19 protein-coding genes are annotated in these 18,963 nt (G+C 45.8%); 5 read left to right on the top strand and 14 right to left on the bottom strand.

Annotated elements, in window-relative coordinates:
• Positions 1 to 44: 44 nt before the first annotated feature.
• Complete coding sequence (locus tag AC1DLM_RS24360; RefSeq protein ID WP_477571414.1) at positions 45 to 683, top strand: GNAT family N-acetyltransferase; 639 nt, start codon at positions 45 to 47, stop codon at positions 681 to 683.
• 73 nt (positions 684 to 756) lie between these two features.
• Complete coding sequence (locus tag AC1DLM_RS24355; protein WP_441989127.1) at positions 757 to 1,938, top strand: acetoin utilization protein AcuC; 1,182 nt, start codon at positions 757 to 759, stop codon at positions 1,936 to 1,938.
• A 78-nt stretch (positions 1,939 to 2,016) separates the two neighbouring features.
• On the opposite strand, the gene AC1DLM_RS24350 is transcribed toward AC1DLM_RS24355, so the two are convergent.
• The 6 genes from AC1DLM_RS24350 to AC1DLM_RS24325 form a co-directional block, all read right to left on the bottom strand.
• Positions 2,017 to 2,718, bottom strand: a complete 702-nt coding sequence (locus AC1DLM_RS24350; protein WP_477571413.1) for a 5'-methylthioadenosine/adenosylhomocysteine nucleosidase — start codon at positions 2,716 to 2,718, stop codon at positions 2,017 to 2,019.
• Positions 2,719 to 2,808: 90 nt separating this feature from the next.
• Complete coding sequence (ccpA, locus tag AC1DLM_RS24345; RefSeq protein ID WP_477571412.1) at positions 2,809 to 3,816, bottom strand: catabolite control protein A; 1,008 nt, start codon at positions 3,814 to 3,816, stop codon at positions 2,809 to 2,811.
• Positions 3,817 to 3,996: 180 nt separating this feature from the next.
• Positions 3,997 to 4,404: a hypothetical protein gene (locus AC1DLM_RS24340; RefSeq protein WP_171635487.1), complete on the bottom strand. Its 408-nt coding sequence runs from the start codon at positions 4,402 to 4,404 to the stop codon at positions 3,997 to 3,999.
• A 124-nt stretch (positions 4,405 to 4,528) separates the two neighbouring features.
• Complete coding sequence (locus AC1DLM_RS24335; protein ID WP_477571411.1) at positions 4,529 to 5,071, bottom strand: type 1 glutamine amidotransferase domain-containing protein; 543 nt, start codon at positions 5,069 to 5,071, stop codon at positions 4,529 to 4,531.
• Position 5,072: 1 nt separating this feature from the next.
• Positions 5,073 to 6,812, bottom strand: a complete 1,740-nt coding sequence (gene ptsP, locus AC1DLM_RS24330) for a phosphoenolpyruvate--protein phosphotransferase (protein ID WP_056612485.1) — start codon at positions 6,810 to 6,812, stop codon at positions 5,073 to 5,075.
• On the bottom strand, positions 6,809 to 8,698 hold the full coding sequence (locus AC1DLM_RS24325; RefSeq protein WP_171635482.1) for a glucose PTS transporter subunit IIA: 1,890 nt from the start codon (positions 8,696 to 8,698) through the stop codon (positions 6,809 to 6,811). Before AC1DLM_RS24325 ends, ptsP begins: the two co-directional genes overlap by 4 nt.
• A gap of 265 nt (positions 8,699 to 8,963) precedes the next feature.
• Between AC1DLM_RS24325 and AC1DLM_RS24320 the strand changes: the two genes are divergently transcribed.
• The gene (locus AC1DLM_RS24320) at positions 8,964 to 9,530 is read left to right on the top strand and encodes an NAD(P)/FAD-dependent oxidoreductase (RefSeq protein WP_477571410.1); all 567 of its coding nucleotides are present in this window, start codon (positions 8,964 to 8,966) and stop codon (positions 9,528 to 9,530) included.
• Positions 9,531 to 9,620: 90 nt separating this feature from the next.
• Here the strand turns inward: AC1DLM_RS24320 and AC1DLM_RS24315 are convergent, their stop codons facing one another.
• The 3 genes from AC1DLM_RS24315 to aroA are packed head-to-tail and all read right to left on the bottom strand — an operon-like array spanning position 9,621 to position 12,211.
• Positions 9,621 to 10,046, bottom strand: coding sequence for a CoA-binding protein (locus AC1DLM_RS24315; RefSeq protein WP_477571409.1), 426 nt, complete (start codon positions 10,044 to 10,046; stop codon positions 9,621 to 9,623).
• A 13-nt stretch (positions 10,047 to 10,059) separates the two neighbouring features.
• On the bottom strand, positions 10,060 to 10,881 hold the full coding sequence (locus AC1DLM_RS24310; RefSeq protein WP_477571408.1) for a C39 family peptidase: 822 nt from the start codon (positions 10,879 to 10,881) through the stop codon (positions 10,060 to 10,062).
• Positions 10,882 to 10,912: 31 nt separating this feature from the next.
• Positions 10,913 to 12,211 (bottom strand): 3-phosphoshikimate 1-carboxyvinyltransferase, encoded by a 1,299-nt coding sequence (gene aroA / locus AC1DLM_RS24305; RefSeq protein WP_477571407.1) that lies wholly within the window; start codon positions 12,209 to 12,211, stop codon positions 10,913 to 10,915.
• 354 nt (positions 12,212 to 12,565) lie between these two features.
• On the opposite strand from aroA, the gene AC1DLM_RS24300 reads away from it, so the two are divergent.
• Positions 12,566 to 12,856, top strand: a complete 291-nt coding sequence (locus AC1DLM_RS24300) for a rhodanese-like domain-containing protein (RefSeq protein ID WP_056612497.1) — start codon at positions 12,566 to 12,568, stop codon at positions 12,854 to 12,856.
• Positions 12,857 to 12,866: 10 nt separating this feature from the next.
• Here AC1DLM_RS24300 and AC1DLM_RS24295 read toward each other — a convergent pair whose 3' ends face one another.
• Positions 12,867 to 13,385, bottom strand: a complete 519-nt coding sequence (locus AC1DLM_RS24295; protein ID WP_441989074.1) for a shikimate kinase — start codon at positions 13,383 to 13,385, stop codon at positions 12,867 to 12,869.
• A gap of 168 nt (positions 13,386 to 13,553) precedes the next feature.
• Here AC1DLM_RS24295 and AC1DLM_RS24290 point away from each other — a divergent pair, with 168 nt between their 5' ends.
• On the top strand, positions 13,554 to 13,874 hold the full coding sequence (locus AC1DLM_RS24290) for a hypothetical protein (protein ID WP_246303051.1): 321 nt from the start codon (positions 13,554 to 13,556) through the stop codon (positions 13,872 to 13,874).
• On the opposite strand, the gene gndA is transcribed toward AC1DLM_RS24290, so the two are convergent.
• From gndA to AC1DLM_RS24270, 4 genes are read right to left on the bottom strand one after another with little or no spacing between them, the layout of a single operon-like run.
• A complete protein-coding gene (gndA, locus tag AC1DLM_RS24285; protein WP_477571406.1) occupies positions 13,875 to 15,290 on the bottom strand; it encodes an NADP-dependent phosphogluconate dehydrogenase in 1,416 nt (471 codons plus the stop codon).
• A gap of 32 nt (positions 15,291 to 15,322) precedes the next feature.
• Positions 15,323 to 16,090, bottom strand: coding sequence for an SDR family oxidoreductase (locus AC1DLM_RS24280; protein ID WP_171635468.1), 768 nt, complete (start codon positions 16,088 to 16,090; stop codon positions 15,323 to 15,325).
• A gap of 42 nt (positions 16,091 to 16,132) precedes the next feature.
• Positions 16,133 to 17,695 carry a gluconokinase gene (gene gntK / locus AC1DLM_RS24275; RefSeq protein WP_477571405.1) on the bottom strand — a complete coding sequence of 521 codons (1,563 nt, stop codon included), beginning with the start codon at positions 17,693 to 17,695 and terminating at the stop codon, positions 16,133 to 16,135.
• Positions 17,692 to 18,963 carry a nickel pincer cofactor-dependent isomerase, group 22 gene (locus AC1DLM_RS24270; RefSeq protein WP_441989071.1) on the bottom strand — a complete coding sequence of 424 codons (1,272 nt, stop codon included), beginning with the start codon at positions 18,961 to 18,963 and terminating at the stop codon, positions 17,692 to 17,694. The genes gntK and AC1DLM_RS24270 overlap by 4 nt, the downstream gene beginning before the upstream one ends.

The raw sequence follows: 18,963 nt of genomic DNA, 5'->3' as shown, positions 1-18,963 counted from the left end.
AGGAAACGCCCATCATGCTGTTTTTTAGAAGGAGAGCAAAAGTTATGCAGCATATCAAAATCTACCACTCACAAAGCTTGCGCACTGCTCCCGATCAACCTGAAATTATAATTGAGGGTCCCGTTTCACCAGAAAAATTGCAGGAACTCACCATGCACACGAAACTCGACGCCTTCAGGAGGCCTAAAGAACAACTCGAAGCACTCATCGAGATCGCCGGGTTGCCTGAAGGACGAATCATCCTTGCGAGAGATGGATCCACCATTGTCGGTTACGTTACATTCCATTACGCAGATGAAATTGAGCGATGGTCACAAGGCAATATGAAGGATTTAATTGAACTAGGCGCGATTGAGGTCGCTGATGATTACAGATCGATTGGTTTAGGCAAAAAGATGATTCAGCTTGCATTTGAAGATGATCAAATGGAAAATGTCATTTGCTTCACTACCGAATATTATTGGCATTGGGATTTGGAAACGAGTAAATTAACCGTTTGGGAATATCGTCAAATGATGGAAAAGCTCATGAAAAGCATCGATATGGTCTGGTTTGCCACTGATGATCCAGAAATTTGCTCACATCCCGCCAATTGTCTGATGGTGAGGATCGGGAAGCAAGTACCTATCTCGTCAGTCGAGCAGTTTGATCGCGTGCGTTTTCAGCAGCGCTTTATGTATTAGYTCCATAAGATGCAGTTAGCAGCAGATCTTCAAACGAAATTGTTAGCCAATTCGGGGGAATTTGGAAATGGACATGAAGTTTACGGAACCTGTGTTTATCTATGATGATCAAGAAATTCAATATAAATTTAATGATACGCATCCCTTCAATCAGGATCGTCTCATCATGACCGTCGATTTACTACGTAAATCTGGCGCTCTTCCAGACAATGCGGTACTTACGTCTCGCTCAGCGACTGATGCAGAACTCTTGCGGGTGCATTCAGCTCCTTATATCGAGGCGGTGAAAGCGTTAAGTGTTCCTGCTCCTGAGGAACGCTGGGTGCGTGAAGCGGCCCGTTTCGGGCTCGACACAGACGATACGCCCTACTTCCCAGGGATGCATGACATCACTGCGAAGGTCGTAGGCGGCTCTATCCTTGCCGTAGACCTCGTTATGTCCGGCCAAGCACCTCATGCMCTACATTTAGGCGGCGGCCTCCACCATGCCCTGCAGAGCAAGGGTGCAGGCTTCTGCGTCTATAATGACGCGTCTGCGGCGATCGCTTATGCCAAAGAGAAGTATGGCGCTAAGGTGCTCTACATCGACACAGACGTACACCACGGCGATGGCGTGCAGTGGAGTTTCTACGCCGACCCGCAGGTCGGCACGTTGTCCATTCATGAGACGGGGAAATATTTATTCCCCGGCACAGGGGCTGTGAACGAACGCGGAGAAGGCGACGCGTTCGGAACGAATGTAAACATCCCGGTGGAGCCCTATACCGAGGATGATTCTTGGCTGGAATGTTTCAGCGAGGTGCTAACCGAGCTGATCGCCCGCTTCCAGCCGGACGTCATTATCTCGCAGCATGGGTGCGACGCCCATGCTTTCGACCCGCTCGCGCATGTACATTGCTCCATGCGCGTGTACAAGGCCATGCCCGAGCTTATCCATCGACTTGCGCACCAGTGGTGCGAAGGTCGGTGGGTCGCGCTCGGGGGCGGCGGGTACGACATCTGGCGTGTCGTACCGCGGGCTTGGAGCCTGCTCTGGCTCGTCATGAGCGAGCAGGCGATGATGAGTCAGCTGGAGGCGGAGCCCCAGCTGAGGCTGCCCCAGGCGTGGCTAGACGCCTGGCAGGGCAAGAGCCCCGTCCCACTCGTGGAGACGTGGCTCGACCCGGTCGAAGCTTGGGCGCCGATCCCAAGGCGCCAGGTGATCACCGAGAAGAATCGACAGACCAAGGAACTGGCGATGATGTATTTGAAATAAATCGTTCCGAAGATGAGAAAAGCTCAGATCACCGCCAACTAGGCGATGCTCTGAGCTTTATTCATGGATAGCAGCAGTTTACAGCTGCTTCACCATATCTTCAACCATTTTATACGAATTCTCCGAGGCAATCACCGTAAACTCCGCGAAATTCACATGCGCAGAACCATCTGCTTTGTCGGACATGGAGCGCAAGACAACATAAGGAATTCCATTCATCGCACATACTTGTGCAACGGAGGATCCTTCCATCTCCACACAAACACCGTTCAACTCTTGATACAGACTAGCTACTACTTCTCGGCTTGCAATGAATTGATCGCCTGACAGCACTCTACCCTGCTTCACTTTACCTGCAAACAATTTCTCTCCCGAAGCTACGGCTAACTCTACGAGTTTGCGATCAGCTGTGTATACTGAGTTCTCCGCATACGGAATTACGCCGCGTGGAAATCCTAGTGCTGTCACGTCCATATCGTGCTGTACACATTCCGTGGAAATAACTAGATCGCCAATTTGCAACTCAGGATCTAATGCCCCAGCTACACCAGTGAAGATAATTGCTTCTACACCGAACTGATCAATTAGAATTTGCGTGGTTACTGCAGCATTCACTTTCCCAACGCCTGTGCGACAGACAACGACATCTTTACCGAAATAAGTACCTTCTCGAAAGGTAATGCCTGCTTTTACCGTTTCGGTTATATCTGTCATATGAGCAACGAGCAGCTCAATTTCTTCATTCATTGCTCCTATGAGTGCGATTTTGTTCCAAGCCATACTAATTTCCCTCTCTCTCTTCTTACATGAGAAAACCTCTATCGCACCTCTTCCAGAATGGAAGGACACGATTAGAGGTTTATTTTTCACTTAAGCTCGGGCTTTAACCGAGTGACGATTAATGWTTTCATGCGGTAAAATAACTTGCATATTTTCTGTTGATTCTTTATTCATCAGCTTCGTCAGTAGTCGCATCGACACAGCTCCGATATCATACATCGGTTGAGCTACCGTCGTTAATGTGGGTCTAACCATGGAGGCCATACGGATATTATCCACACTGATTACAGCGATATCTTCAGGAACACGAAGCCCATTGTCTTGAATCGTATGAATAGCGCMAATCGCCATTTCATCCGTTGCCGAGAAAATGGCGGACGGTCTAGGAGAAAGCTCCAAGAAATAGTTGACTGCATCTACGCTTGACTCATAACGGTAATTTCCAATCCGTACATACTCATCACGTACTGGAATGCCAGCCGTTTCAAGTGCACGTTTGTAGCCTTGATATCTAGCAAAGCCATTCGCTGGATCCTGTAGAGTCCCAGAAATCATGGCAATATCGCGATGCCCTGCTTCAATCAGTACGTTCACTGCGTCGAATGCAGCCGCCTCATGATCAATATCAACGGATGCCATCGCTTGGTTCTCATCCTTCGTGCCACATAGGACAACCGGAACGGATGACGTACGGAAAGCTTGAATATGTTCTTCCGTAACAACACCACCCATGAAGAGCAACCCGTCAACTTGTTTCTCAAGCAACGTGTTGATTACACGAATTTCTTTCTCTTTCTTCTTGTCCGCATTACACAAAATAATATTGTAATGGTACATATTCGCAATATCCTCAATTCCACGCGCTACTTCAGCAAAAATAGAATTGGATATATCGGGAATAACAACGCCAACCGTTGTCGTCTTTTTACTTGCTAATCCTCTAGCTACCGCATTTGGACGGTAACCCAATCGTTCAATGGCTTCAAAAACTTTCTTACGTGTTTGCGGCTTCACGTTCGGGTTATTATTAACGACCCGAGATACGGTTGCCATGGAAACGCCTGCTTCTCTCGCTACATCATAAATGGTTACGGTCACGGTTACTCTCTCCATTTTCACAAGTATTCTGCGAACCTAGTATATTATCGTTATGATACGACAAATTAATCCATCTTGCAATGCAAAATGAAAATGCTTTGAAAATAATTTTCATTTTATTTTCAAAAGGGTCACAAATAGAATAAAAGCCAACCTCTTGTCGAGATTGGCAGCCCATTTTTAGGTTGAAATTGCGCTTTGAGTGATTTGCGATAAACGTTTACGAATTTCCTCAGCCCATGGCTCATCGCCTAGCGATTGCGCTAGCAATAAGATGTCCAACAGCTCATTGATTCGTTCCTCCACAATTTTCTCCATAGAATCATTCATACGCTCTTTTTCTGTTACTTTTAACAGCAGAAAGGCAACCTCCGAAACTTCATGGAAGAAGAATTGCTGCTTCTCTGGTTTACTACCCAGCTTACCGATCAGACCGGTAAGTTCAGGCTTTACATGAGGTACAACCTCACTTCGTCCACAGCCCTCACAGGAATAGATAGGAACATTCTCAATATCTACTTTACTTTGATAAATAACCGTGCGCAGACGAAGGTTCATCGTGCGTCCGCACTTACAATACTTTTGCATTCTAACACTCCTTCACTGACAGGCGGCATGTACATTAGTTGCTTGTACTATGTTATTCTACGATGTCATCAGATTTCCTTCTGATCAATACATAGTAGTTTTTGCCACCTATGGAAGAGAGATGTTACTTTTGCAGTTGTTTGCTAAAGGAGATAACTTCATCCACAAAACGTTTGGAAAATGCCGGAAGATCCGGTGGTCTACGCCCTGAAATGATATTGCGATCCACCACTACTTCTTCATCAACCCAAATGGCCCCAGCATTTTCGATATCATCGCGAATGCCTGGCGTGGATGTCATCGTGTAACCTTGAACGATTTTGGCAGAAATCAAAACCCAGCCTGCATGACAAATCTGCGCGATAGGCTTCACATCCGCATGAAACTCCTGCGTAAGTCTAAGCACATCGGCATAACGACGAAGCTTGTCAGGTGCCCAACCACCAGGAACATAAAGACCAACATAATCCGAAGATTTCACTTCATCGAATGCATAATCCGTCGTGATGGGTACGCCATATTTGCCATGATAGACAGTTTTTGCTTTAGGTCCAACGATGTCTACAATTGCGCCTGCTTCACGCAACCGGTAGACAGGATACCACATTTCCAAATCTTCAAATTCTTCATCAACGAAGGCTAGCACCTTCAAACCTGCTAACTCCATACTAATTACCTCCTACAATGGATTCCGTTTGTTCCGTTTGCGCTAGAAGCTCCAAGATTTCATCGCTTGTTTTGCAAATTAGAATTCGATCTACTAATGCCTTGCATGTCGCGGCATCACTGCTAAGCAGTCTGTGCTTGACTTGCAAGAGCGTCTGAACCGATATGCTCAGCTCCTCAATGCCCAGTCCAAGCCAAATTGGCAGAGCCCGAATATCTCCAGCCATTTCCCCGCATACGCCTACAGGAATGCCAACACGCTTACCTGCATCGATCACGAGTTTAAGTAATCGAATAACGGCCGGATGATAAGGATTATATAAGTGCGCGATATTCTCGTTCATTCKATCAACTGCTAGAACATATTGAACTAGATCATTTGTGCCAATACTCATAAAATTCACTTCGCTAGCAAGCACATCAGCAATGATGGCAGCAGCAGGTACTTCAATGGTAAGTCCAACCTCAATATTAGCATTAAAAGGCACACCAAGACTACTTAGCTCCAGCTTCGCTCTTTCTAAGTGCGCTTTCGCTTGACGCACCTCCTCGATGGAGGTCACCATCGGATACATGATCTTCACATTCCCATAATGACTTGCTCTTAAGATCGCTCTTAGCTGCGTCATAAAGAGATCTGTTCGATCCAGAGAGATTCGAATGGCCCGGTAGCCTAGGAAGGGATTATCTTCTTTGGCAAGCGGCATGTAGTCAAGTTTCTTGTCGCCGCCAATATCCAGGGTTCGGATCACGATTGGACGTCCTTTAAGCTGCATTGCCGCGTGGCGATAGACCTCAAATTGCTCCTCTTCACTAGGCAATGAATCTCGATCCATATACAAATATTCGGTACGAAAAAGCCCTACACCTGATGCGCCATTCCGCAATACTTGGTCAATTTCCATAACAGAATTAATATTCGCATGTAGATTAACCAAGCTTCTATCTAACGTCAGCGGAGCTACATCGGCAATTTCTTGCAAGCTTTCCTTGAACTCCAGCCAGTTTTTCTTACGTGCTTGATAACGTTCGATTGTAATCTTATCCGGATTAATATACAAGGTGCCTTCTTGACCATCAATAATCAAGAAATCACCATTTTGAATAGGACGCAGCAGCTTTCCTTCTAATCCGAGTACATAAGGGACAGACATCGCTCTGGCCATAATCGACACGTGCGAGTGCGTGCCACCCAGAATTGTCAACAGTCCTAGCACATTCGTTGGATCCAAATGAGCAAGCTGTGAAGGGGTAAGCTCCTTCGCAACTAAAATATAAGGATGATCAATCGGCGGAACCGTCGTGCTCGTATCCCCCAATAAATGCTTCAAGAGACGATTACCGACATCTTTAATATCTAAAGCGCGTTCTTTCATGTATTCATCATCAATTAAATTAAACATACCTACAAATTTGTCAATGACTTCTTTCACGGCGACTTCTGCGGCTTTATATTGCAGCTCAATAATACCTTGAATCTCATTCATGAAGATGGGGTCTTCCAAAATGGCCAAATGTGCATCAAAAATATAGGCTTGTTCTTGCCCTACAACTTCTTTGATCTCTTGTTTGATTAGCTCTAGCTCATCCTTAGAATGCCGAATGCCATCATACAATCGCTCGAATTCATAAGCTAAATCTGTCACATCTATCATTTTCTCTGGAAAATCCCATTCCCAAGTGGGAATAACAAACGCTTGACCCATTGCAATTCCCGATGACGCGCCTACACCTCTAATCATCCGTTCGTCCCCCCCTCGGATTTAGTCGGCTTAAGGACAACGGACATAACAGAGCCTTGGCCTTTCTTAACTGGCTTAAACGGAGCAAAACTCCATGACTTCACAATATCTGGATTCGTAATTATCATAGGTGTCGCTAAGGAAGAAGCAAATTTCTTAACTTTGTTGTAGTTGAACTTCACTAGCAGCTGTCCTGCTTCCACACGATCGCCTTCCTTCACCAGAGCATTAAAGCACTTGCCTGGTAAGCTGGACGTGTCAATTCCGATATGCAGCAGGACTTCAAGACCTTCATCCGTTAAGATCCCCAGTGCATGCATAGTTGGGTAAATGTGCATAATGGTACCTGCAACAGGGGAAACCAACTCACCTTTTTCAGGAATAAAAGCAACACCATTCCCGACGAGTCGGGAGGCAAAGATACGATCAGGCACTTCTTCAATAGGGATCATACGTCCCTGCATTGGAGATGTAAATAAGACGACATGAATATCTTTACGTAATACCTTCATAATTTCTTCACGTATAAGCTCTGAAAATGTTCCAAACACGACTTGAACATTGCCTCCTCCAAGACGTATGACGCCTGCTGCTCCTAAGTGTCGTAATGCCGTGATGTCCATCAGACGATCATTGACAAGCGTAAGTCGCAATCGGGTAATACAGGCTTCAATCTTCTTAATATTGTCCTTCCCACCAAGTGCCTGCAAAATTAACGGAGAACGATACGGTATGTCCCCAGCCCACTCTTCTAGCGATGAGCCTTCTTCCCTACCCGGTGTAGGAATTCGGAACTTCTGAATCGCCCATCGGAATAAGAAATAATACAGTAAACCATAGACCAGCCCAATCGGAATCAACAATAAGCCATTGTGTGATAAGTGCAGATTAATGATGTAGTCAATAGCCCCAGCCGAATAAGAGAATCCATGGTGGATATTTAACTCATAAGCGATCCACATAGCTACGCCCGAAAGGATGGCATGAATAACGAACAAATAAGGTGCTACAAAAAGGAAAGCAAATTCAATCGGCTCTGTTACACCAGTTAAAAAGGAAGCCAATGCAGCCGTTAAGAATGTAGCTTTGATCTTCGGCTTTAAATCTTCCCTCGCTTCTCCGATAATTGCAAAAGCAATAGCTGGTAATGCAAACATCATGATCGGGTATAAACCGGCCATATACATCCCTGCAGATGGATCGCCAGCAAAAAATCGCGGCAAATCGCCATAGGCGTATTGTCCAGATGGCGTCTCGTACGCCCCCACTTGAAACCAGAAAAAGTTATTCAAAATATGATGTAAGCCCGAAGGTACGAGCAAGCGATGAGCAATCCCATATATGAATGCACCGAAGCCGCCTAATCCAAGTAATCCACTTGATATTTTGCCCATAAGCGTCTCCAGATAAGGACCAAGCCAGATCATGATATAAGAGACAATGAGCGTTGCGAGGCCCATGACGAGCGGCACCATCCGAGGTCCACCGAAAAATTGTATGTACTCCGGAAGCTTAATTTCCTTGCAGCGGTGATAGATGATTGCAGCCAACAGCCCAATCAAGATCCCGCCAGAAACGCCTAATTGAAATTGCGTGCCCAGCCCATGCTCGATGAGTCGGGTAAACATGAAATACCCTAGCATAGCCGATAAACCAGCTATTCCAGCACTTTCTGTTAATCCCAATGCCACACCAACAGCGAAGATAATTGGTATATAATCAAAGATTGTATTTCCAGCTAATGACAGCATTTCCCCAAAGCTTGAAGCATGTATAGCATCCCAAGGTAAATCCCCTAGACAAAGCAGCACAGCAGCAATAGGAAGCGCAATGGTAGGCAGCATTAAGGAGCGGCCAAGCTGTTGTAAGTTCCCCATCCAGTTCAAACGAATGCTAACCTCCTAAAAGTTTTCGTCAGAAAACTGACTTCGTAAGCATCATCCCTTAGCAATTTCGAAGAGTATCTTCCATAAGCATAAGATTCTCTTATCAAATCGTAAAGCTTGTTCGTGCTTTTGTCAAAAAAAATAAGCAGATCGCTTATTCCATCAGGGTTATTCTACATAGTAAACGCGAAAGTTGACTAAGTCCCCTGATAGCTGTCATAATTCATTTGTACCCAAATTTAGAATTCAAGGAGGAAATACGCTTATGTCTTATGATGTTATTATTATTGGTGCAGGTCCTACCGGTGCGAGTGCTGCACTTTTCACTTCAAAAGCAGGCAAGAAAACGCTCGTCATCGACAATGAGCAGAGTGTTACGAAACGTGCATGGATCGAGAATCACTATGGTGTTGAAGCGATTGGCGGGCCAGATTTGGTTGAGATCGGCAAGAAACAAGCTGCTAAATTTGGCACTGAATTCGTAACTGGCAAAGCGACTCAGCTAGTAAAGAATGAAGATAGTTTTGAGATCACCACAGAAAATGGTACATACACATGTAAGCATGTTATTCTAGCAACTGGTTTATCCGTTGAACTTGCTGAAGCTGCTGGTATCGCGACAAAAGAAGGTACTGAACCGAGAATTAAATCTATTGTTGACTGTGATGTACAAGGAAATACAAGTGTAAAAGGTGTATGGGCAGCAGGTACGACGGCTGGTGTCAGCATGCATACGATTATCACTGCTGGTGACGGAGCCAAAGTCGCTATCAATGTAATTAGTGAGCTTAACGGTGCTCGTTATGTAGATCACGATGTGTTGAAAGCCTAGTTCCTACGTATGAGAAAACCGCTAATCGTTCCCCTGCAAAGGTGATCGACTAGCGGTTTATTTGATTGAGGCTTCCTTATGGGACTTGCATTAATTGTTACGCGGGTTCAGTATCGCATCTTCCACTTTAATGCAGCGATCCATGATGACTTCTAAGCCACCCTCGCTGGCAATTCGTCCTGCTTCTTCATTCACGATATCTAGCTGCAACCAGAACACCTTCGCCCCAATCTTAACTGATTCTTCAGCCACTGGAACTACCTGATCAGCTCGACGAAACACGTTCACGATATCCACAGTCTCAGGAATGTCCGATAACGATGGATAGCATTTCTCACCTAGAATTTCATCTGCATTCGGATTAACGGGAATAATTCGGTATCCTCGGCTTTGCATGGCGGCAGATACCATATAAGATGTTCGATCTGGTTTATCAGACAAGCCTACAACAGCGATATTCCCTGCATGGGCAAGCAATTCTTTGATGTGTTCCCTAGACGGATTCTCAAATGTCATGTGGATCGCTCTCCTATTTATTCAAGTAGGTTAGACCTTGTTTCCCCATTGCTTCCCAAGTTTCAACAAACTGTGCTTTACTCACTTTAACTTGCTTTTTGCCATTCAATGGGTCATTTAAGTAAACATTCGTTTCGTCAAATCCAACAAGGACAACAGCATGTTCCGAATACGTTGTCTTTAGAGGACCGATTGGTGTATCCCACGTTACCCATTTGTACGGTAGATTGTAGTCAATTGTCGTCCAAACGATAACTGGGATCCCATGCGCCACTTGCTGCTCATACAATTCAAATGCTTCCCCTGTTATATTAATCGCTTGAGGGATATAGTCTTTCATAAGCGGAAACAATCCTGCAGAATAGATGCCAAAGCCTCTTTTCTTACGTGTTACGTCACCAACGAAGCCGGAGTTCGGATTGCCCCAGTAAGCGATGTTGCCATTGGCATCCAATGTTGCTGGTGTCATGTCTGTTGGCATCTCGGAGACTAATTCCATCTTTGTTTTGTTTACGCCATAGTACTTCAGCAGCATCGTAAGACTTGTGATCTCACAGCCAGCAGGCAGCTCGGGCAGTTGCTGTATGACGGGGACATCCAGCATCGCTGATTTGACTGGTGCATGCGTTGGCGATGGTGTCGGCTTCACGGTGTCCTTCACCGTAGCGGCGGGTTTATCAACTGCTAAGACTACCGGACCAGAAGCGAATAAAGCTGGTTCTTTCCCTGTAGCCTTCGCATAAAGCAATACAGCAAATACGCTGCTCGCAAATGTCAGCCCTGCTACGAGAAACAATCCAAACGTCACTTTCAATCCTTGCCAAATAATCCTCATGCTGACTCACCCATTCAATGTAATTGAGATTCTAGGACTCGCTCACTAGCTCAACCTGTGCGCCAATGGAGCGCAAGTGGTCGAAATATTGTGGATACGACTTCGCCACGTGGTGGGCATCCCGAATCGTTAAACCCTTCTCAGAGCGCAGACCAACTACAGTTAAAGCCATGATGACACGATGATCGAAATGCGCATTAATTTCTACGCCACCTTCAACCCCTTGTGGTTTACCATGAACAATAATCTCACTCTGACGCTCTTCTACATCAGCTCCAGCCTTGCGAAGCTCATTCAAATAATCTGTGATACGATCACACTCTTTATACCGTAGGTTCTCAACATTGTAGAAACGCGAAGTACCTTCTGCAAACACAGCCGCAGCAACCATCGCAAGAACAGCATCGGTGAAATGATCACCATCGAATTCACCAGCAACAAGGCGTTGATTCCCACGTACATGAACTACACCGTTGTCATGCGTTAAATTAACTCCCATTGCCTTCAGAACGTCCACACAAGCTTTCTCACCTTGCTTGCTGTTCTCTTCCAGACGAAGTACACGCACATCGGAATTCGTAATCGCAGCGGCAGCTAGAATGGCTGCTGAACCTGGATAGTCGCCTTGGATCACATATTCTTTGGCTTCATAGGATTGTCCACCTGGAATACGGTAGTGCATCAAATCTTCACTTGCATGAACGACGATACCCGCTTGCGCTAACACTTCAAGCGTCTGCCCTACAATAATTTTGGACTTCAAATCATGCAGAACTTCAATTTCACTGTCTTCTTCCAGCAGAGGCGTCATAAACAACAAAGAACTCAGGAACTGCGAGCTCACATTACCAGAAACGGTGATTTTGCCGCCGCGAGGTTGTCCCCCTTTAATTGTTATCGGCAAACGACCGTTATTATGTTGTACTTCTACGCCCATTTGTTGCAAAGTATCGATTAAATCATCATGAGGACGTTTACCCAATGATTCCGGATACGTATTCACAAAAGTTACTTCCGGACAGAAAGCAGCCGTAGACATCAAAAAGCGGAGCACTGCACCAGCATTCCCAACATTCAATTCAGACACATGCTTAGGGTTCTTGCCGAAGCCTGTGATTACAATTTTCTCATCATCTTCTTCTATAATAGCGCCAAGATCACGTACACATCGTCTCATAGCATCACTATCTTCACTATGAGCTGGGTAATAGATTGTACTTGTCCCATTCGCTAGTGCACCGATTAGCAAGTAGCGTGTAGTGTAGTTTTTGGAGGATAAAGCATTAATTTCCCCTTCAAGATGGGAAGTTGGTTTTACGATGGCTTTCATGTCGTTTGTTAACTCCTTCGCAAGTAGTTTATATGTATATCCAGCAGAATGAATGACAAGAAACCAATCATCAGCGGGATGATAGAGATCCTAAGATTTATTGACAGTGTACCATACGAAATCTAACTTGGGAACCTTCCGACCTAGCAGCTGCATCTTGGAAAAGCTAGACGAAATAAACGGCTCCGCCGTTTCTTGGACGGGAGCGTTTATCTAGAAATATAGCCAGTTTATCGTGTACAACATACAAGTTCTTATATATTAAAGAAACACTTCGTTTGACATCACGTCGTTATATTTCTATCATACTAAGTAAGAAGCTTTCTTCTGAAAATACAAACATGGAGGCATATCATGGACACGATTCTACCATCCGAGATCAAAGCAAGACTCGCGCAAGGAGAGCAGCTAACACTTATCGACGTTCGCGAAGATGAGGAAGTAGCTGAAGGTATGATTCAAGGCGCCATACATATTCCATTAGGCCAATTGCCAGAGCGGCTTAGCGAGATCCCACAAGTCGACGAAGTCATTTTAGTATGTCGTAGTGGAAATCGAAGCGGACGCGCACTAGGCTATCTTGAAGCCAACGGTTATAAAGGTCTTAAGAACATGACCGGCGGCATGCTCGAGTGGGAAGATTAAGCTGAAAAGCTTATCTTCTCCCTAATGACGCCGCTTGCTGAATGATGCGATCTGCAATTTCATCTTCGCTTAAGTCCGTCGTATCAATGGACGTATGAGCGAAATCATAGGCATGCTTTCTTTGTTCCATTAATGTATGAACTCTTTCTTCCAAATTCCCCTGCAGCAAAGGCCGATTCGTATCCGCACTCACTCTTTGGATAATCGTTTCCGCCGTTGCATTCAACGCGACAACAAAGCCATGCTGCAACATGCAAATTCGATTAGATTCTGCAAGTACCGCACCGCCGCCCGTCGCAACAACTTGGCCCTCACTGTCTAATATATGTGCCAGCGTCTCGGTTTCCAGAGCGCGAAAGCGTGCTTCACCATAATCCCGAAATATTTCGGGTATACTTGTCTGTTGTACCTCTTCTAACACGGCATCAGAATCACAAAAACTCCATCCTAAACGCTCTGCAAGCTTCTTGCCTACGGTTGATTTCCCTGTTCCCATGAATCCAACAAGCACAATATTTCTGACTGTCACACAAATCCCCTTTTCCCATATGCTAGTCATACAAACTTTCCCAACATCATACCATAGCCCTTTCAGCATGAATACAATCCATTAAAAAATCATATAGTAGTGTGAATAAATTCTAGCACAAACAGTTAAGATTTTAGAGAGACCACGCCGATAAGGAGAGATGGAGCTTTGAACCCAACTGTGCTGCAGCAAAACCAAACTACCGCCTTGACCAATCGTACACAACGCAAACTGGAGCAAATTTTGCACCCAAGCTATACACTATGCAAAGAGGATGTCGTCTGGATTTTGGAATTTATTAAGAAAAAAGTGGCTGAAGAAGACCCGATGATGCAGGGTCTAACTCAACCACGATTATTAAGAAATTTCCGTTATTTTGCAGAGATATCCCTCATGCTGATTCACAAACGCAACGGCTTCGATCAAGAAGCTGATCGACTGAAGTTGTGGCTGCGAGAAGCGGCATACGGTTTACAAGATGAGAAATAACTACTCGTTCCCCATCCAGTTGTAGTGGAAGGAGCCTTCTTTGTCTACACGTTGGAATGTATGAGCACCGAAGTAATCACGTTGTGCTTGTAACAAGTTAGCTGGCAATCTTTCTGTACGGTAGCTGTCGTAGTAAGYAAGTGCGGATGCGAAGGAAGGTACTGCAATACCGCGAGTAACCGCTTCTGCAATCACTGTTCTCCATGATCCTTGGTAGTTGTCCACTACGTCTGTGAAGTAGGAATCAAGCAACAGGTTTTTCAACTCAGGATTGCGATCATACGCATCCTTGATATTTTGAAGGAAACGAGCGCGGATGATACAACCGCCACGGAAGATCATTGCGATGCTGCCGTATTTCAAATCCCATTTGTATTCTTCGGAAGCAGCTCTCATTTGAGCGAAACCTTGTGCATACGAACAAATTTTGCTTGCGTAAAGAGCTTGACGAACAGCCTCAATAAACGCTTTGCGATCCCCTGTGAATGCTGGAGCATCAGGTCCTTTGAGTACTTTGCTTGCTGCTACGCGTTCTTCCTTCATCGCAGAGATGAAACGGGAGAATACGGATTCTGTGATGATAGAAAGCGGCACGCCAAGGTCCAGAGCACTTTGACTGGTCCATTTTCCTGTTCCCTTTTGTCCAGCGGAATCCAGAATCACGTCAACCATTGGTTTGCCTGTTTCAGCATCATATTTCGTGAAAATATCACGTGTGATTTCGATCAGGTAGCTGTCCAGCTCCCCGTTGTTCCACTCCGTGAAGATCTCATGAAGCTCTTCTGTGCTAACGTTAAGTACATCTTTCAGCAATTGGTAAGCTTCACAAATCAATTGCATATCTCCATACTCAATACCGTTGTGCACCATTTTTACATAGTGACCCGCGCCGTCTGGCCCGATATACGTACAACAAGCATCTTCGCCAACTTTAGCTGAGATTGCTGTTAGGATAGGCTCTACCAATTTATACGCGTCTTCTTGGCCACCTGGCATGATCGCAGGTCCTTTAAGCGCGCCTTCTTCACCGCCGGAAACACCTGTTCCAACGAAACGAATACCGTGAGCTTCTAGCTCTTTGTTACGACGTTGTGTGTCCGGGAAGAATGCATTTCCGCCGTCGATCAAAATATCGCCTTTATCCAAATGCGGAAGCAATTGGTTGATTGTGTCATCTGTAGGTCCGCCTGCTTTGACCATGATCAAAATTTTGCGCGGCACTTCAAGGGATTGAACGAATTCTTCAACCGTATATGTACCTACAAGTTGCTTGCCTGGTGCTTCATTAAGAAGCTCCTTCGTTTTCTCAGCAGAACGGTTGAATACGGATACCGTAAAGCCTCTGCTTTCAATGTTTAATGCTAAGTTTTTCCCCATTACTGCTAAACCTACAACACCTATTTGTTGCTTAGACATGTCTCTCATACACCCTTCCGATATATAAATAGTTAAATCGTCATCGCGCCAAAACCGCCGTCTACTCTCAAAACTGTTCCTGTTACAAAGCTCGAAGCTTTCTCTGAAGCCAGGTACACCGCAGCACCTTGAAGCTCTGCAGCTTCACCAAATCGATTCATCGGCGTATGACGCATAATGGATTCGATCCGCTCAGGCGACAAAATCTTACGATTCTGCTCTGCTGGGAAAAAGCCTGGAATAATCGCGTTCACACGCACACGGCTCGGAGCGAACTCACGGGCTAGGTTCTGTGTGATATTATTCACAGCTGCTTTAGAAGCGGAGTAAGTGAACACACGAGAAAGTGGTGGATCCGAGGAAACGGATGAAATATTAATAATGCTTCCGCCTTCACCTCGTTCAACCATGTATTTCCCGAACACTTGGCAAGCTAGCACGACGCTTTTCAAATTTACCTCCATAATAGAATCCCATTCTTCCATGGAAATGTCAAAGAAAGGTGTCGCACTATTTTTACCTGGACAATTCATAAGAACATCCGCACTGCCTGACCAAGCAATAACATCTTGAAGGACTTGCTCTAAATCTTCACGTTTGGTTGCATCTGCTTGGAAAGTCTTCGCTTCGCCGCCAATCGCAGCAATAGCCTCTTGAACCTGTTCGCTTTTCTCTTGATTCCGCCCGACGATAGCTACTTTTGCACCATGTCCAGCAAGAGCTAAAGCCATTGAGCCACCAAGTGTACTATTACCGCCAATAATTACTGCTGTTTTCCCAGAAAGATCGAATAAGTTCATTGTCGTCATCCTCTCGAATAATAGTGCTTTGTCTAAAAAGTATTATGATTGAGGACTCCGTAGGTGCTGACTTTGAAAAGCGGTGATCGCGTCGAATTGATCTTTTAACTGATGATATACGCTCGTATAAATAGATGTCAATTGTTGATATACGCGATAATCGTTTTCATTCACCTCGTGAGCCTTTCCTACCCCGATCCATTTATGCGCAAGCGATAAGTCCTCGATCTCCCCCATTGCGAGTAGACCAAGTAAAGCTGCGCCAATTCCTGAGCTCTCGATGGAGTCTGGAACGGTAACGGCCGTGCCGAGCATATCGGTCATCATCTGACGCCAGAACTCTGAGCGAGCGAAGCCKCCTGATGCACGAATGACGGTTGCAGGTCCCATCATGCGCTCCAACGATGTCGCAACGGCTTGAATGGAGAACATGACGCCTTCCAATGCGGCACGGATCATATGCTTCTTCTGATGACTAAGTGATAAACCAAAATAAACGCCACGTGCATTAGCATTCCAATAAGGCGCACGCTCGCCGGATAGCAATGGCAAGAAAAGCAATCCTTCGGAGCCTGCTCCCACTTCAGCAGCAAGTGCTGTCAAGTGATCATAAGGATCCATGCCCATGCGGCGTGCTTCTTCTGCTTCTGCTGTCGCGATCTGGTCTCTCACCCAACGGAATACAATACCTCCGTTGTTAATCGGCCCACCAACGACCCAGAAGTTTTCGGTTAACGCGTAACAGAATAACTTACCCTCGGGGTCCGTTTGCGGTTTGTTCACGACGCTGCGGACTGCGCCGCTCGTACCGATCGTAACCGCGACAACGCCGGGTTCGAAGGCGCCGACGCCAAGGTTGGCAAGTACACCATCGGAAGCGCCGACAATAAATGGCGTGTCCGTGGACAAGCCCATCGCATCAGCATAAGCAGAGCTCATGCCTTCTACACGATGTGTCGTTGGCACAAGTGCGGATAGCTGCTGAGGTGTTACCCCTGCATAATCAAGCGCACCCGCATCCCAATCCAATTGCTCCRGATTGAATAATCCTGTTGCACTCGCCAGGGAATGGTCGATTAAATACTKACCAAACAACTTGGCAAACACATACTCTTTAATCCCTATAAATTTATGGGTATTTCGAACAAGCGCTGGTTCATGCTCCCCGAACCACTTCAATTTCAAAAGTGGTGACATGGGGTGAATCGGTGTGCCTGTTCTCGCATAAATCTGTTGACCAAGCCCACTCTGCTTCAAATCCTCCGCATATTTCGCGGCACGATTGTCCGCCCATGTAATACATTGGGTTAATGGCTTATTGTGCTCATCTACGGCAATTATACTGTGCATCGCTGAGCTGAAGGACACGCAAAGCACTTGTTCAAGCGAGATGCCTTGCTTGCGAACAACGGCGCCAATCCCCTGCACCACAGCATCAAAGATTTGATCTGGATCCTGCTCGGCACGATCTGCGGCAGGGGTGAAGAGCGGATATTCGATGGAATGGGAGGCAAGTACCTGCCCATCCCGATCAATAACCAGCGTTTTGGTACTCGTTGTTCCAATATCAGCAGCTATGATATAAGGCTTCTGACTTTGCGTCATGGGCAAATATTCCCCTCTGCATCGAATGTTAGCTCAAATGGCTCTGATAAAATTTCAATATCCGGATGCTGACGAGCGGCTTCAAGGAGGTTCACCGAAATTTCAATCTCACCTAAGTGAAGTGTATCTTGAATACGAACAAGCTTACAGGTCGTGTAATCTAAAATATTGCAAGTTTTCACGGCAGCTTTGATCGCATAGAAATCATTTTCTAAAGTCGTCGCGATTTTCGTAGGTGCACAGACCGTAGAAGTTAACCCATTGGCATACGTGAATTCTAGATTTGTCTTATCAACTAGACGTTGAGTAGTGAAATCCGCTGTACCTACGCCATTGGCATTCCCTTTGGTCTCGTGTGTCAAATCAAGAACAACCATCTTTGACACTTCGGGTCCGCCATGTGCATAAGGAGTAGGATAGCGTCCCGTTACGTTAGGATCCATACCGTCACCGCTAATATTTTTACCGATATAATCAATCACTAGCACATCGATTTCATCGAATAAAATTTTCGGCAAACGTGATTTTGCTTCAACAAGCAGCAGCTCCTCACGCGCTTCAATCTCGGCAGCAGGAAGAACCTCAACCTGACAAGTTTCATCGTAAGCATTCTCTACGAGGGCTACGCCAAAGACGATCGGCAGCTTCTCGATCATCAAATTTGCCATCGCAGGAACATTCTCTGCCATGTATTTAAAGCCAAGCTGATGGCAAGCTTCAGCCCCTTTTTGCTTGCCGAGGCCAATCGCGATCATCTTCATGATGCCGCTCTCAATGCGTCCGCGGAATGCGGTATGCGGCTTCACACGGTTAATAACGACAATGGCATCTGCCTCTGATGCAATGCGATCTACATAAACAGGCAAACCATTCGGTAGTTGATCGATTTTGACCACGTCCATGGAAGAGCGAATCGGTGCTCCCATCGTTTCTTCCGTAATACCAAAGTGCTGGAGCACCTCAGTCTGGCCATCCGCAGTCGCCCCGCCATGACTTCCCATACACGGTACGATAAACGGATGTGCACCTCGTGCCTTAATGGCATCCAAGGTTGTCTTCGTGAAACCCGCAATATTGGCAATCCCTCTGCTCCCTACTGCCACAGCAACTTGTTGGCCAGGAAGGATACTCGGCATAACGCCACTGCTTTCGAGCTTATCGGCAAGTTCCTGCAAAGGATTTTCCAGAATCGAACGATCAAATTTCTGACGAATTTTGACCATTTGCGGAATCGGAATGTCATTTAACAATTCTCTTAGAATACTCAT

It is taken from the genome of Paenibacillus sp. 01T442 (assembly GCF_056398345.1).
Note: the sequence above shows the minus strand (reverse complement) of the source record. Positions and strands in the feature narration are given on the sequence as shown.